14 protein-coding genes are annotated in these 14,697 nt (G+C 39.5%); 12 read left to right on the top strand and 2 right to left on the bottom strand.

Annotated features, from left to right (window positions below):
* Positions 1-67: 67 nt before the first annotated feature.
* Positions 68-1,186, bottom strand: a complete 1,119-nt coding sequence (locus tag QUG14_RS21340; RefSeq protein WP_289342434.1) for a CdaR family transcriptional regulator — start codon at positions 1,184-1,186, stop codon at positions 68-70.
* Positions 1,187-1,289: 103 nt separating this feature from the next.
* On the opposite strand from QUG14_RS21340, the gene QUG14_RS21345 reads away from it, so the two are divergent.
* The 10 genes from QUG14_RS21345 to QUG14_RS21390 all read left to right on the top strand — a co-directional run bounded on the left by QUG14_RS21345 (position 1,290) and on the right by QUG14_RS21390 (position 10,113).
* Positions 1,290-2,153, top strand: a complete 864-nt coding sequence (locus QUG14_RS21345; protein ID WP_289342435.1) for a Cof-type HAD-IIB family hydrolase — start codon at positions 1,290-1,292, stop codon at positions 2,151-2,153.
* A gap of 116 nt (positions 2,154-2,269) precedes the next feature.
* Entirely contained in the window at positions 2,270-3,172 is a 903-nt protein-coding gene (gene murQ, locus QUG14_RS21350; RefSeq protein ID WP_289342436.1) for an N-acetylmuramic acid 6-phosphate etherase, read from the top strand.
* Positions 3,173-3,196: 24 nt separating this feature from the next.
* Entirely contained in the window at positions 3,197-4,051 is an 855-nt protein-coding gene (locus QUG14_RS21355) for a MurR/RpiR family transcriptional regulator (RefSeq protein ID WP_289342438.1), read from the top strand.
* A gap of 83 nt (positions 4,052-4,134) precedes the next feature.
* A complete protein-coding gene (locus QUG14_RS21360) occupies positions 4,135-5,496 on the top strand; it encodes a PTS transporter subunit EIIC (RefSeq protein ID WP_289342439.1) in 1,362 nt (453 codons plus the stop codon).
* Entirely contained in the window at positions 5,493-6,500 is a 1,008-nt protein-coding gene (locus tag QUG14_RS21365; RefSeq protein WP_289342440.1) for a MupG family TIM beta-alpha barrel fold protein, read from the top strand. Before QUG14_RS21360 ends, QUG14_RS21365 begins: the two co-directional genes overlap by 4 nt.
* A 241-nt stretch (positions 6,501-6,741) precedes the next feature.
* Positions 6,742-7,371, top strand: a complete 630-nt coding sequence (locus tag QUG14_RS21370) for an AmiS/UreI family transporter (protein WP_289342441.1) — start codon at positions 6,742-6,744, stop codon at positions 7,369-7,371.
* Positions 7,372-7,483: 112 nt separating this feature from the next.
* Entirely contained in the window at positions 7,484-7,942 is a 459-nt protein-coding gene (locus QUG14_RS21375) for a hypothetical protein (protein WP_289342442.1), read from the top strand.
* Between the two features lie 179 nt (positions 7,943-8,121).
* Positions 8,122-8,688, top strand: a complete 567-nt coding sequence (locus tag QUG14_RS21380) for a sigma-70 family RNA polymerase sigma factor (protein ID WP_289342443.1) — start codon at positions 8,122-8,124, stop codon at positions 8,686-8,688.
* Positions 8,681-9,814 (top strand): hypothetical protein, encoded by a 1,134-nt coding sequence (locus tag QUG14_RS21385; protein WP_289342444.1) that lies wholly within the window; start codon positions 8,681-8,683, stop codon positions 9,812-9,814. Before QUG14_RS21380 ends, QUG14_RS21385 begins: the two co-directional genes overlap by 8 nt.
* Before the next feature lie 143 nt (positions 9,815-9,957).
* On the top strand, positions 9,958-10,113 hold the full coding sequence (locus tag QUG14_RS21390; RefSeq protein ID WP_289342446.1) for a hypothetical protein: 156 nt from the start codon (positions 9,958-9,960) through the stop codon (positions 10,111-10,113).
* 80 nt (positions 10,114-10,193) lie between these two features.
* On the opposite strand, the gene QUG14_RS21395 is transcribed toward QUG14_RS21390, so the two are convergent.
* Positions 10,194-11,111 carry an aldo/keto reductase gene (locus QUG14_RS21395; protein ID WP_289342448.1) on the bottom strand — a complete coding sequence of 306 codons (918 nt, stop codon included), beginning with the start codon at positions 11,109-11,111 and terminating at the stop codon, positions 10,194-10,196.
* A gap of 204 nt (positions 11,112-11,315) precedes the next feature.
* Here QUG14_RS21395 and QUG14_RS21400 point away from each other — a divergent pair, with 204 nt between their 5' ends.
* Positions 11,316-13,112 (top strand): cache domain-containing sensor histidine kinase, encoded by a 1,797-nt coding sequence (locus tag QUG14_RS21400; RefSeq protein ID WP_289342450.1) that lies wholly within the window; start codon positions 11,316-11,318, stop codon positions 13,110-13,112.
* Entirely contained in the window at positions 13,090-14,670 is a 1,581-nt protein-coding gene (locus tag QUG14_RS21405; RefSeq protein ID WP_289342452.1) for a response regulator transcription factor, read from the top strand. The genes QUG14_RS21400 and QUG14_RS21405 overlap by 23 nt, the downstream gene beginning before the upstream one ends.
* The last annotated feature ends 27 nt before the right edge of the window (positions 14,671-14,697 follow it).

The raw sequence follows: 14,697 nt of genomic DNA on the forward strand, positions 1-14,697 counted from the left end.
TTATTTAAAGTATAAAAAAACAGGCCGCAGCCTGCTATAGATAAACCTACAAAATATTTTCTCTGTTTTATTCTATTTTGGGATATTCATCTAAAAATAGAACAGCGAGATACAAACAAAATAAATCATGGATTTGATTGGGGTTCAAATGGGTTACTTCCTCGATTTTCTTTAAACGATAATGCAGCGTATTGATATGGATGTGCAGGGCTTGTGCTGTATTTTTCAATGAATGGTTTTGTTTAAAAAGTTCAACTAAGGTGTCTAGAAGATCTCTTTCGCCTAAAAGCGGTGCAATGGTCCGCTGAATGTATTCGGTTTTTACCTCTGATGCAAGTTCCCCGGTAATCATTTCAAGCGTTAATTCCTCATCGAAAATAATCTTCCTAGTCCTTTTTGCCATTTTTAATGCTCGTTCTGCCTGCGCATAGGATTGGTGCAGGTTAGTAGGAGGGGCACATTGTCCAACACCAGCATAAGCAGCAATACCAAAGCTATTTTTAATAAATTGGAGGTACTGCTCGAGCCGATTTTTGACGGCTGCTGGTTGGAAGGAAGCAGAGCAATCGATTAAAATGATGATTCGCTCATTTCCAGATCTTGTTAACACATCGTTTTTATTTTGGGAAAAAGAGTTCAGAATTGATGACCATACATCCCTTGATAAAGGAAATTCTCTTTGTTCAAACTCAATGATTAGGGCTATGCGGTTAAGGTCCATATTAATGGTCAGAGCCCTGGCTCGTTCAAGTAAATCAGGACTTTGAACATGCGCCTGGAGCCACTCGAGGACGAATGTTTCCATCGCTCGGGAATGATAGTCAAATTGTTCTCCATAATAATTTTCACTAATTAACAGCTCCGTCATTTTGCGGATGATTTCACCAAAGGGTGTAACGCTTTGGGGGTCACCTGTAATTCCAATTACGCCAATGACATCATGCTGGAAAAAGATTGGGAGGTTGATTCCCGCCTTAACCCCCTGTAAACGAGGAGTTTCTTTTTCAGTGATAATGAGCTTTTTCTTTTGTTGAGACGTTAGTAAAGCTCCTTCATGGAAGGCCCCTATTCGCTCACGATTGGTGCTTGCCATAATCATACCATCTATATTCACAACGATAATTTCTTCTGAAATTAATCGCTGGACTTCCCTGACAATTTTTTCAGCAAGTTCGGGTTGAAGCATGTTTTGCACCTCATCTTAATATGTTAGTAATAATAAATTTTGAAATAATATTTTAATTAGTACTATAATCATAATGAAAAAATAGTGCAAAGGGGAGAGTAAATTGAAATATAAATTATTTGCAACAGATTTGGACGGAACCCTATTAAATGAGCATAGAGAGATTGATAAGGAAAATATTCAAGCGATTCATGAGTACCGCGAAAGAGGAGGCAGAGTGGTCATCTGTAGTGGTCGTTCCCCTCTTTCAACACGCTGGATTGCCAATACAATTGGTTTAAAAGGAGAACCGATTATTGCTTATAATGGTGCGGTTATCCTTGATGAAACTGGCGAGGTCAGTGAGCAGGCTGTTTTTCAACATGACCATCTCCTGAATTTTTGGGAGTTATGTGAAGGGGAAGGCATTTATGCTCATTTTTACGAAGGTGATACCTTGCTAGTTCCGACAGAAACGAAATGGAATAGGAACTGGATTGAGAATAATATCCCTGCCCTTGAAAAAACGGGGGGAAGAATAGAAGACCTTGAGCGTTTTCGTGGACAATGCCAAGTAAAGTTAGTCGATGATTTTTACCAATACGTCAAGTCCAATCAACCTGTGATCACGAAAATAGCCGTATTTAATGATGATGACAAGCTTGCTAATTTTTCAAAGTTGATTGAAGAACAGGTGGGTGAAATGGAAATCAGCAGCAGTTTCAATTTCTTAAATTTAGAAATTTCACCCTCAGGTGTGAGTAAGGCTTCGTCCTTGTTAAAGCTTAGTGAGAAACTCGATATCCCAATCTCCCAAATGGCTGCGATTGGTGATAATTATAATGATTCCCTTATGCTCTCGGCGGCAGGACTGGGAATTGCCATGGGAAATGCACCGGAAGCCGTAAAGGAACTTGCTGATCATGTTACTGGCCGAAACGATGAAGCAGGAGTCGCACAGGCAATCCGACGATATTTGTTCGAATAGATTTTGAAATACAATTTCATTTTTTAAATAAAAATATTGAATTATTATTTCACTGGCTTTATAATGTGATTACAGCAATCGCTTACAACATGAAAAACAAACAGGAGGATAAGGATATGATCGAAGAAAATCTCGAATTATTAACGACCGAGTCCCGAAATGAAGATACGATGCAAATTGATACGGCCGAGGCCCGAGATATAGTACGCATGATGAATGAACAAGATCAATTGGTAGCACTAGCTGTCGAAGAAGTTTTACCAGAAGTGGAGGCAGCGGTTAACTTCGTCGTTGAATCCTTTAAAAAAGGCGGACGCCTCATTTATTTAGGTGCCGGAACAAGCGGCAGATTAGGTGTATTGGACGCAGTGGAATGTCCGCCTACTTTTAGCACAGAACCAGAAATGGTTGTAGGGTTAATGGCAGGAGGAGAAGGTGCCTTTCTAAAAGCGGTTGAAGGTGCTGAGGATAGCATAGAACTTGGTGTAAATGACCTAAAGAATTTGGATCTGACAGAGAACGACACCGTTATCGGAATTGCAGCCAGCGGCCGGACACCTTACGTAATCGGAGCCCTTCGCTACGCTAGAAGTATTGGAGCGAAAACGGTTGCGTTATCGTGTAATAAAAATGCGGCGATTAGTAAAGAAGCAGACCAAGCCATTGAGGTCATTGTCGGCCCAGAGGTTCTAACCGGATCCACTCGCTTGAAGTCAGGTACGGCTCACAAAATGGTTTTGAATATGATCTCGACTTCATCGATGATTCTTTTGGGCAAAGCCTATGAGAATTTAATGGTTGATGTAAAGGTGAGTAACCTGAAATTAAAGGAACGTGCCATTGGGATTATCCGTAAAATTACCGGCGTTTCGTATGAAGTTGCTTTGGAGACATTAGAAAAATCAGGACTTCAAGTGAAAACGGCCATTGTGATGATTAAATGTGAGACAACCAAAGAGGAAGCAGAAAAACTATTAGCAAACGCGAATGGGTATGTGAAAATCGCAATTCAACAATAGATTTGGTGAAAAGGTGGTAATCGTGTGGCGACAGGCGGTTTAAAAATGCTTCAAAATATGCTTGACCAGCTGCCCGCTTCCGAGCGGAAAATCGCTCAATACATTCTTGAAAATCCAAGAAGTATTTTAAACAGCACGGTCAATGATATCGGAACCCAAGCGAAAACAAGTGGAGCAGCGGTCATTCGATTGTGTAAATCACTTGGTTTAAATGGTTTTCAAGATTTAAAGGTAAGAATTGCGGGCGACTTAGTGAAACCTGCTGAGCAAGGATATCGAGATATTGAACCTGGAGAATCTTATTTTTCCATTGTTCAGAAGACCACCAGCAATAGTATCCAGAGTATTCGCGATTCTGAGGAGATTATCAATTATGAGGAATTGGAGCGCGCGGTTCATACGCTGCTCCCTGCTCAGAATGTCCATTTTTTCGGAATTGGAGCCTCGAATATTATTGCCAAGGACGCCCAGCAAAAATTCCTACGGATTCAAAAAAATGCAACCGCTTTTACGGATACCCATCTTGTTGCTACATTGATTGCGAATGCGGGTAAGGATGATGTAGTGTTTGCTATTTCTCATTCTGGTGAAACGGCAGAGGTTGTTAAAGTGATGGCACTAGCGAAAGAGCGCGGTGTGAAAACGGTTAGTCTGACCAAATACGGACAATCTTCGGTAGCATCTTTAGCAGACGTTAAACTTTTTACCTCTTATTCAGGGGAAGCACCTTTTCGAAGTGCAGCAACATCATCACGACTTGCGCAACTATATATGATGGATATTTTGTTTTTATCGATGGCAACGGTTCAATATGAACAAACGATTCATGCGATTGACCAAACTAGAGAAGCGATTCGTTTTATAAAAGAAGGAAATTAATCTTGCAGGGGGTGATGTGAACACGATTCGTGTTGACTGAGGTAATCAAGATTAAAAAACAACTCAAGAGAAGGGGAAACGATATGGCTGGAGAAAATAAAATTTTAGCTGAGAAGATTCTTGAACAATTAGGCGGCGCTAATAACATTGGCAACTACACACACTGTATGACAAGACTTCGTGTTACACCGAAGGATGATAGTATTATCAACAAGGCTGCCATTAAAAAGATAGATGGTGTTCTTGGAGTGGTGGAGGAGGAAACCCTTCAAATCATTCTGGGACCTGGAAAAGTAAATAAAGTAACAGAAGAGTTTGGTAAGTTGATCGATGCTGCAGGCGGAATCAATTTAAAAGAAAAAGCAGCGAGTACAAAGGCAGAAATCAACAAAAAGAATGCAACACCATTTAAAATGTTTTTACGAAAAATAGCTGGTATCTTTATTCCGTTAATTCCTGCCCTTGTTGCGTCAGGTTTAATTACAGGGATCACAAAAGCGGTGATCCAAGCAGGATGGTTAGCAGGAGACTCTCAACTTGCGACAATTCTTTCTGTAATTGGTAGTGGATTATTCGGATATCTGGGAATTTTAGTTGGTACGAATGCAGCGAAGGAGTTTGGCGGTTCACCAGCACTTGGCGCGATTGCGGGTATCCTAATTATTAACCCGGCTGTTGCAGGCATTCATTTGTTTGGCGCAGATTTACTTCCTGGACGCGGTGGATTAATTGGCGTTCTGTTTGCAGCCATCTTTATCGCTTTAGTCGAAAAACAAGTACGCAAGTATGTTCCAACTAGTTTAGATCTTTTCATCACACCAACTGTGGCCTTATTGGTTACTGGTATTGTTACTTATCTTGTTTTTATGCCGCTTGGTGGTTTCGTTTCAGATATTATCACAAAAGGGTTAACTTCATTGCTTGATATGGGTGGTGTCGTTGCTGGATTTGTACTTGGTGCAACGTTCCTGCCACTTGTTGTAACGGGTTTACACCAAGGTTTAACACCGATTCACTTAGAGTTAATTAATACAATCGGTGATGACCCACTTCTTCCAATCCTAGCAATGGGTGGAGCAGGTCAAGTAGGTGCAGCGTTTGCTATCTATCTTAAAACAAAGAAAACTCGTTTAAAAAGAGCAATTGGCGGCGGTCTGCCAGCAGGTATTCTTGGAATCGGTGAGCCATTAATTTTCGGTGTTACCCTTCCATTAGGTCGTCCATTCTTAACAGCATGTTTAGGTGCTGGTGTCGGTGGTGCGTTCCAAGCAGCGTTTGGAATTGCAACCGTAGCAATCGGGGTATCTGGTTTACCACTTGCGTTCCTAGTTGTGACAGGTCAGGTTCTCCTTTATTTAGTAGGGGTATTAATTGCCTATGCAGCAGGATTCTTGTTCACGTATTTATTCGGTTTCAATGATGATATGGCTGGTGAATTTGATTGATCGGGATTTCCTTCTATCTCAATGATCCTCTAGCAGAGGAGCGCATTGAGCGTGCTGGAAAAATGGGTGTGAAGCGGGCATTTACCTCGCTTCACATTCCCGAAGAATCCGGTGATTTGGCGGGTCGTGCAATGGTGCTGCTCCAGTGTGCGAAGAATGCAGGGATAGAAGTTTATGCGGATGTGTCATTAAAAACACCCGGTCACTTGGAATTAGAAAGTTTGTTTGATTTGAAATCACTTGGCGTCAGCGGTCTCAGGCTCGATGACTTTTTTGAAAACGAGTTGATAGTGAAGCTGGCGAAAGCGTTCAAACTCGCACTGAATGCCAGCATTTTGTTTGAGGAAGATGTGCGGGCATTGTTAGATGGCGGGTTAAAGGCGAGCCAGCTTTTGGCTTGGCATAATTTCTATCCAAGGATTGAGACTGGATTATCGGATTGGTTTTTTCAGTCGCAAAATGAACTTTTTGGGAAATATGGAATACCGGTTAGTGCCTATATTCCAGGGGACGGGGAAAAACGTGGTCCGCTGTTTGAAGGCCTGCCAACGCTGGAAGAGCATCGAGATATGGATCCGTTTTTAGCTGCATTGGAATTGTTCCATTTTGGAGTCGAGGATGTTTATATCGGGGACCCAGAGGTAAGTGAGGAGCTACTAAGGAAATTAATCAATTTTGACCGTGATGATTGTGTGGAGATTGTGATTGAAGGATTTCAAGAAGGGGAGTTTAAGCTTCGCCCTGATTTTTCCCGTGATGTTCGTCGGTTTATGGATACGAGAAGTGTTGATGCGGTTGTTCCTGAGAATACCACCGAACGTTGGATGGGTAGTATCACAAGAGATAATGATTCTTACGGACGGTACCGTGGCGAGATCCAAATTACGCTATGTGACTTGCCTGCTGATGAACGGGTCAATGTTGTCGGAAAAGTAGTGGAGGAAGATATTGTGCTTCTTTCCTATTTAAAACCAGGACAAAAGGTGAAATTCATACATGCATAGTGAGAACTGCCTCCATTTTAGGGGCAGTTTTTTGGTCGCTTATGGTGAATATGGAAATAACTTAATTTACATTTTGTTCAAACCTTACTTAACTATTGTTCAGTAAATATGCTATATTGAGTAAGTAAATTAAATCACGTTTTTATGAAGGCAATTTCTTTTCTAATCGGAGAGGGGAAAGTGCTTTTTCTATTTTAAAGGAGGGGAAAGTTGTGAAAAAGGATTTTTCACAGCGATTACTATGAGTTTTGTAGGTTTATTTTTATCAGGTGCTGTTCTTTTTCTAAACGGTCTGATGCTGTTAGGAAAAGCAGATGGCAAAGCAGTTGGCTATTTTAATCTTTTCGTCGGTGTTATCCAAATCATTAATCCATTTTATTTAATTATGACATCTAGTCAGAGTAATTGGGACTTATATAATAATGCAGCTATTTTCTTATTTGGTTTAACGTATTTATACGTTGGGGTTACCTCCGTAAAGGGACTCCAAGGCAGCGGACTTGGCTGGTTTAGCTTGTGGGTCGCGATTATTGCGGTGGTTTATACGATTATTTCTGTTGTTGTGTTCAACGATATTGTTAATGCCTTAACATGGGGACTATGGGCGTTTTTATGGTCGCTATTCTTCTTAACAGGCTCGCTTAAATTGAAAATTGATGCTTATGTAGGTATCGTAGCGATTGTCTTGTCATGGGTCACACTAACCATTCCAGCAATGCTTTACTTCTTAGGTGTTTGGAATACGCCTGCAGTTCAACAAATCTGGACTTGGGTGTTAACCTTATCTATCGCCTTTTTCGTAGTCAGCCTTTTAAGTCCAAAGCTTTCATTCAAAAAAGAGAAAAGTGGGCAAGAAGTTCAAGCTGTATAAGAGCCTTTTTATTTAATAGTTTTATAAAGCATACGCAGCTTGCGTGTGCTTTTTTGTTATGGTTGACGAAAAATACCTTTTTTGGGCAAAAATAAATATAGGGAGGGATTTTGTGGATGAGTTAAAGTATTTAAATCCGACCGAGCTGCTGGAGAAGATCTATGACACGCTTTGTTCTGAATATGAGGATGAGGCTCACTACGACAATGAAAAGGATAAACAAGATATAGAGGTTACCAAAAAACGTTTAACGAAAAAAGTGTTTAACGAATTTGTCGTCGATGATGAGTATTTTTTAACTATGGATACGAAAACCTTTAAAGAACGCTATCATTTATATGAAAAAGATTTGCTCAAAATGATTACTGGATGCAGCGAAAACGGTGTTCCCTATGAAAAATTTGTCCGAATTATTGATGATTTACTGGCAAGCGCCAATCATAGACTGAATGCATTTGAACAGCTAAATGAAGAAATCACGAGGATCAAGGCAGAAAAGGAACAGGAAGAAGGGGAAGAAGAAGTAACAGAGGTAGAGGCAGAAGAAACGACAGATGAAGTAGAAGAATAGAAATGAAATCAACTAAAATGCCAAAGTGATATTATTTTCAATTTTATACAGTGATGTATAAATGGTGACAGGCACCTGTTTTATGTCCTTCTTGATAGATTGAATGAAAAACATTTCATCGATTTTGTAACCTCAATATCTGGTGAATCGTCGAAATTGTAGAGAGAGAGGGATGATATGTGGGTTTGCTGGATGCGGAGAATGAAAAAATTGATTTGTTGAAGATGAACCGTGACGAAGCTGTGGAATTGTTGATGAATGAATATGGTGAAACCATTAAAAGATTAGTATTCACATACATTAAAGATTACTCCCTAACAGAGGATTTGACACAAGAAATCTTTCTTACTGTTTATCTAAAACTAGATACATTTGCGGGAAGAAGTTCAATCAAAACCTGGGTATATACGATTGCCATCAATAAATGCAAGGATTATTTAAGGAGTTGGCATTATCGGAAAATCAGTTACACGAATAACCTCCTTGATTTCATAGGAACCAATAAGGGTCCAGAAAGTAATCTCCTGGATCAATCGGACAAAACTGAGTTGGTGAAGGAAATACTAAAGCTTCCCATTAAGTACCGAGAAGTTATCATTTTGTTTTACTATAAAGAATTTTCGATTCATGATATTTCAGTGCTGTTAAGCATTAGTGAGAGCACGGTAAAAGTAAGACTCCATCGAGGCCGGGAAAAGTTGAAAATGGGATTAGATATTCTAGGGCGAGGTGAGGTTAATGGATAACCGTCTTAACAAGTTAAAAGAAGAAATGGATCAGTTTATTTCTCCCGTTCCTTTTTTTACAGAAGATGATAAAAGAGCGATAAGAAGCAAAATTAGAGACTCAGCGGTTTCAAAAAAGAAGGAAAATCGACTAGCCCCAATAATCATGTCCTTTGCTGCTGTTGCGGTATTCTTTTTCCTCATAGGAGGATTTATGGGTAACCAGCTTGGTTTAAACTCTAGTGAGAGCAAGATTGCTCAAAAAGGTGAACTCATCACTTTACCTCCTAAAGGAATCGTAGTTAAATTTGATCCTAAAAGATTACAAGAGGGAGTTCAATATGGCAGCTTAACGGTGGAGTCGGTTTCACCAAGTGTCAGATATTTTCCAGAATCGCCGTTTCAAGCACTGTTTACAGGAAATGTTACCTTGTCAGGTATATTTGTTTATCCAAGTGAATCAGAAGATATCCTCTTCTACCCTGATGCCGACTCAGCAGCCATGCTTCCAGCACCTAAAGGAGTGAAAAGAAATCCGACCATTATGTTTAGTAATTCGATGGAGAACAAAGAACAAATCCTTAATTTGCTGAAACTATCAGCAGGAGATAAGGTGACAGGCACCGTGTCCATTTCTTTTTATCAAGTCGACTACCGGAAAACTGGAGAGCAGATTGATTATGCAGAGATCCTCGCTATTAATGGAACACAGTTGAAGGCTGCAGAAACAGGGAATACAGGCGTTTTGAATGATATTCCGATTACTTATGATATTATCCCTGAAGAATCCGTACCGATATATGAACATTTCTATAAAACGGGGGAAGAAGAAATCATAAGCAGAATGAACCCAGAGGGCATTTTCCGGATGTTCTGGCAGGCATTTGCACTAAATCATACTGTTACCATGTATGAATTGATGAATACGGATACGAAGAATGTCCCGGATTACCAAAAGTTTGTGGAGACCGACTACGAACAAAAAGCCAAAACATTGCAGGCTGAATTCGAAAAAATCAAAGCAAACCTCAATAACCTGAGCATTGATATTGAAGGAGACAGCGCAAAAATTGGTGTAAAAGGCGAGCAAGAATATTTACTAAAAAGAGACAAATCAGGATTATGGAAATTAGAATGCTTCTTCTAATGGTGGTGCCTGTCACCGCTCGTGGACACTGTCCACCCCATATGGACACTTAGGGCAGCTGATCTTTTTAGATCGGTTGCTTTTTTTTTTTTTTATATTGCTGGTTAAAGTGGAAAAGCTATGGTAAAAGGAGGCGTTTGTTTATGAAGTTGAAAAAGTTATTAATGATGTTGCTTTTAAGTTTGTCCTTTTTCTCGATTACGGGTTGTGGGAATGATGAGGAACCTGAGGAAGGGGAAAAGATTGAAGATGTGGAAGAAGAGGATGAAATCGGCGATGGCGAGGTAGATGATGAGTAGGGTTTAACCCTTTCTCATAATCACCACAAAATAGAAAGGAGTGCCTTTATCGGCACTCCTTTGCTTTATAAAAGTATACTTTAAGGCAAAATATTCCCAGCTGCACGATAGATACTGTACCACTCTTCACGTGTTAACTGAATCTCACTTGCCTTGCAACAATCCTTTAACCTGTCCACATTCATCGTACCAATAACCGGTTGCATGTTGGCTGGATGACGAAGCAGCCACGCGATGGCGATGGTTGTATTGCTCACTTCATACTTCGCAGCGATTTCATCGATCTGCTGATTCAATTCAGGAAACTTTTCGTTCCCAAGGAACACGCCTTCAAAGAATCCATATTGGAAAGGCGACCAAGGCTGAATCGTGATATCGTTCAGTCTGCAAAAATCTAGCACGCTGCCATCACGGTTAATCGCTGAATCATTCACCATGTTTACATTGATTCCATTGGAAATCATGTTGGCATTCGTAATACTTAGTTGCAGCTGGTTGGCTACAAGTGGTTGCTTTACATTTTTCTGCAGCAGCTGAATTTGCATTGGATTCTGGTTAGAAACACCAAAATGACGTACTTTTCCTGAACTTTCAAGTTTATCGAATGCCTCTGCAACTTCTTCTGGCTCCACGAGGGCATCCGGACGGTGCAGGAGAAGCACATCAAGATATTCGGTATTTAGCCGTTTCAAAATTCCATCCACGGAATGTAAGATATGCTCTTTTGAAAAATCAAACATCCCCTTGCGAATACCACATTTTGATTGCAGGATGATCTTTTCACGAATTTCAGCATTCATATGTATAGCATCTGCAAAAATTTCCTCACAAGCTCCGCCACCATATATGTCCGCATGGTCGAAGAAGTTCGCCCCTTGCTCTAATGCCGATTGAACAAAGGTTTCCGCTTCGCTCTTTTCAAGCGAATTTATCCGCATACAGCCGACCGCAACCACTGGCACTTCTAATGTGCTGCTTCCTAATTTTATTGTTCTCAACGTCTTGTCCCTCCAATTTAGTGGATTTTCCACCATTATTAACAACTATGGATATCATTACCTATTTTGACACATTAGCAGGTTAGTATCAAAATTTCCGAATTGCTACTATTCCCATGTACTAGAGTCTAGTAATAGTTAAGTGCTATAATAGATTATTCCAAAATACGAAAAATTGTAAGGGTTTTCCCGGAAGGGGGTAACATGCTTTTCTCATTACGCAATCGTTTATTACTTATTTTTACATGTTTGTTAACGATTCCATTTATTATATTATCATTGATTATTCCTAGCTTTTTTACGTCTGTTATTCGAGAACAGACGCAAGAGTTGACCATAGAAATGATGGACCAGTTTTCACTTTATGTTGATTCCATCTCTACCCAGGCAGAGGATTTGGGCAAGCAAGTGCTTGTAGACCAGACCACGCAGGAATGGATTCGATTAAATAGACAAGGTGCGGAGAAGAAAGAAATCGATGCATTGATGAATCAACTTAAACAGGGATTATCCTCGATCATGATTAACAATTCTAATGCGATGTCGATTTCGGTGCTGCTGGATGATGGGACCGGTACTTGGGGTGTTCATTCCTCACTTCATGAAACCGATTGGTATCAGGACTTTACCCAGCATAATCGGGACTATGTTAAGTCACATTTAGATCCATTTCAGCAAAGTCATGAAATGCAGCAAAAGAAGATTAATAGCTATATTTTGCCCCTCATTGATACGAATACGATGATAGCAGCAGGAGTCATTAAGGTGAATTTCCCTTCTGCTTTACTAGAAACGGCCCTAAATAAAATTACAATTGGACAAAATGAGCATACCTATTTGTTAAATCAGCAGGGTGAAAACATTTTGTCAGGCAAGATAAAGACCCCAAATTCAATCCTGAAACAAAGTTTAAAGCAAATCAACACTAGCGATGACCAAGAAGGGCTAATTGAAGCCTCCTATCAGAAGGAGAAGTATTTAGTTTTCTTTCAAAAGCTGCCTGTAGGGGATTGGATCTTAATCAGTGAAGTGACAGAGTCCGATTTATTTGCAAGGGCCAATCATTTACAGCGAAACCTTTTGCTAACGAGTGCCGTCCTTTTCTTCTTCACGATTCTGGCTTCGGTGATCCTTTCAAACAATATTACAAGTCCATTAGGAAAACTAGCAAAAGCGCTTGTGTTTATCGAACGGGGAGATTTTTCAGGTGCCAAACGTTTTATGCCGCAAATTAAATCTCGAAATAATGAAGTTGATTATCTAATTAATGTTACGGAACATACGATTGATCAATTGCAGAATCTAATTGAAACACAATATGAAGCCAATTTGCGTCGGAAAGATGCGGAATATAAAGCCTTATTATTACAAATCAACCCTCACTTTCTGAACAATACGCTTGAAATTATTGGAAGTTTAGCGCTTCAAGGAAAAAATAAAGAGGTCATGAATGTAAGCATTTATTTAGGAAAAATGCTGAGATATTCTCTAAATACAAAAAGCAATATTGTGCCGTTAGGTGAAGAAGTAAACTATATTAAAAGTTACACGAACATATTAAAGTTAAGATATGAAGACACGATCACGATTCAAATGAATGTAGAGCCTGACACTATAACGATCCCCGTAATAAAATTCATTTTACAGCCACTTGTGGAAAATGCGGTGAAATATAGTTTCAGTGAAAAGACATTTGCAGATATTTTTATAAAAATTGAAGTGGTTGGAAGTCATCTTAGCCTGTCCGTGGCAGATAAAGGGATGGGGATGTCTGAAGAAATTATTTCGGATTTATTATCCCAAGCAGATGAAACCCTGCATGTTTTGGAAAGCAAAGGGAACAGCATAGGGCTGCGAAATGTCCTTGGACGATTAAAGCTTACTTATGGAGATGACTTTTCCTATCAAATTGAATCTACTAAAAATGAAGGCACGATGATTACATTGCTGATTGATTTGAAAAGGGGGGATAGACAGAATGAAGGTATTAATCACGGATGATGAGATTCAAATACGTAAAGGATTACGCTTAAAAGTGGACTGGGAGGAAGAGGGATTTCAACTTGTAGAAGAGGCTTCTAATGGAAAAGAGGCTCTTGAAATCCTCCAAACCAAGGATATCGATGTTGTCATTACGGATATGAGAATGCCTATTATGGATGGAGTAGAATTTGCCAAACGTTGTCATCAAGATTTTCCCCATGTAAAAGTCATCGTTTTATCAGGTTATTCAGATTTTGATTATGTGCGGAATTCACTGCAACAAGGCGTTAAAGACTACTTATTGAAACCTGTTGCCCCTGATGAATTAGTAGAAGCATTGAGGAAGATACGCAAAGAAATTGAGGAAGAGAAAAGAAAACAGGTTGAAATCGCGCAAATGAGCAGGCTCGTGCATTCTCATTTACAAGAATTGCAGGAACAATTTATCCTCCATTTAGCAAAAGAAGAAAGATTACAGCTTCCAATTGTGATTGAAAGGCTTCAGCAGCTTCAGTTAGAAGAACTGGCAAATGAAAATGGGAAAGTACAGTTTTTAACAGTGGAAATTAGAGAAAGCCACGATTCCAATCGTCTAGAGGAACTAAGGATTCCATTTCAATTATTGTGTAAGGAAATTGCTCAACAGCAGAATGCAACCTATGTATTTACGGATCCAAGCTATCCGAATATGGTTCAATTTTTACAGCTGGTTGATTCCAACTCTTCAACGACCAATCATTTCGTATTGCACATTCAACAAAACGTTAACAAGCTATTAAAATTAGAAACGGTCATTGGTATTGGTACGATTGTAAATGGGCTTTCAGAATATAGGAGTGGATATATATCCAGTTTACTTGCGTGGAGCCAAAGTCAACTTGGATCGAAGTCTCAGATTATGGATCATACTGCTGTGAGCGATGAAGTATTTAACTTTTCTCCGGATTTTGAAAGACGGATAACGAATTCAATTGAAAATGTTGATCTTGCCTCATTTAAAGATAATCTAAAGACTGTTCTTGAAGGGTCCGATGGCCGTTCGGTTATGTCGTTTTCTTTTGCTGCCAACCAAGTGTTATTTATGTTGGGTTCATTAGCCAAAAAGTACGATGTCGAGACGAAAGACATTCAAAATACAATCTGGAATTGCCAACAAAATATTTGGAAGCTTTATTCCCAACATAAAGTGAAAGAGGACCTGATTCAATTAGCCTCATTAATCATTGAAAAAGTTCGTCTTGCTCGTTTTTCCAATAAGAAATTAATTGATAGCATCCGCCATTATTTGGACCAGCATTATGCAAGTGAAATATCCCTTACTACCTTGTCCACTTTGTTTCACATTAATAGTGCCCATTTATCGGAAACATTCAAACATCATGTCGGCCAGAACTTTAGTGATTATCTGGTGAATTTAAGGCTGAATAAGGCAAAACAATTGCTAAAAGATAAACAGCTGAAAATCATTGATGTCAGTAATTTAGTTGGTTTTTCAAACTCAGGGTATTTTAGTACAGTCTTTAAAAAACACATTGGACAAACACCTTTAGAATTTCGTAACTGGATAGGGGAATAGGTCGGTTTGTAGGGAGGAGGAGATTTA

The sequence above is a fragment of the Neobacillus sp. CF12 genome (assembly GCF_030348765.1).
Classification (GTDB): Bacteria; Bacillota; Bacilli; order Bacillales; family Cytobacillaceae; genus Neobacillus.

Bases quoted from the DNA above. Each gene is read 5' to 3' on its own strand.
- QUG14_RS21360 (WP_289342439.1), top strand. From the start codon at position 4,135: ATGGCTGGAGAAAATAAAATTTTAGCTGAGAAGATTCTTGAACAATTA.
- QUG14_RS21340 (WP_289342434.1), bottom strand. From the start codon at position 1,186: ATGCTTCAACCCGAACTTGCTGAAAAAATTGTCAGGGAAGTCCAGCGA.
- QUG14_RS21370 (WP_289342441.1), top strand. From the start codon at position 6,742: ATGAGTTTTGTAGGTTTATTTTTATCAGGTGCTGTTCTTTTTCTAAAC.
- QUG14_RS21405 (WP_289342452.1), top strand. From the start codon at position 13,090: ATGAAGGTATTAATCACGGATGATGAGATTCAAATACGTAAAGGATTA.
- QUG14_RS21400 (WP_289342450.1), top strand. From the start codon at position 11,316: ATGCTTTTCTCATTACGCAATCGTTTATTACTTATTTTTACATGTTTG.
- QUG14_RS21385 (WP_289342444.1), top strand. From the start codon at position 8,681: ATGGATAACCGTCTTAACAAGTTAAAAGAAGAAATGGATCAGTTTATT.
- QUG14_RS21390 (WP_289342446.1), top strand. From the start codon at position 9,958: ATGAAGTTGAAAAAGTTATTAATGATGTTGCTTTTAAGTTTGTCCTTT.
- murQ (WP_289342436.1), top strand. From the start codon at position 2,270: ATGATCGAAGAAAATCTCGAATTATTAACGACCGAGTCCCGAAATGAA.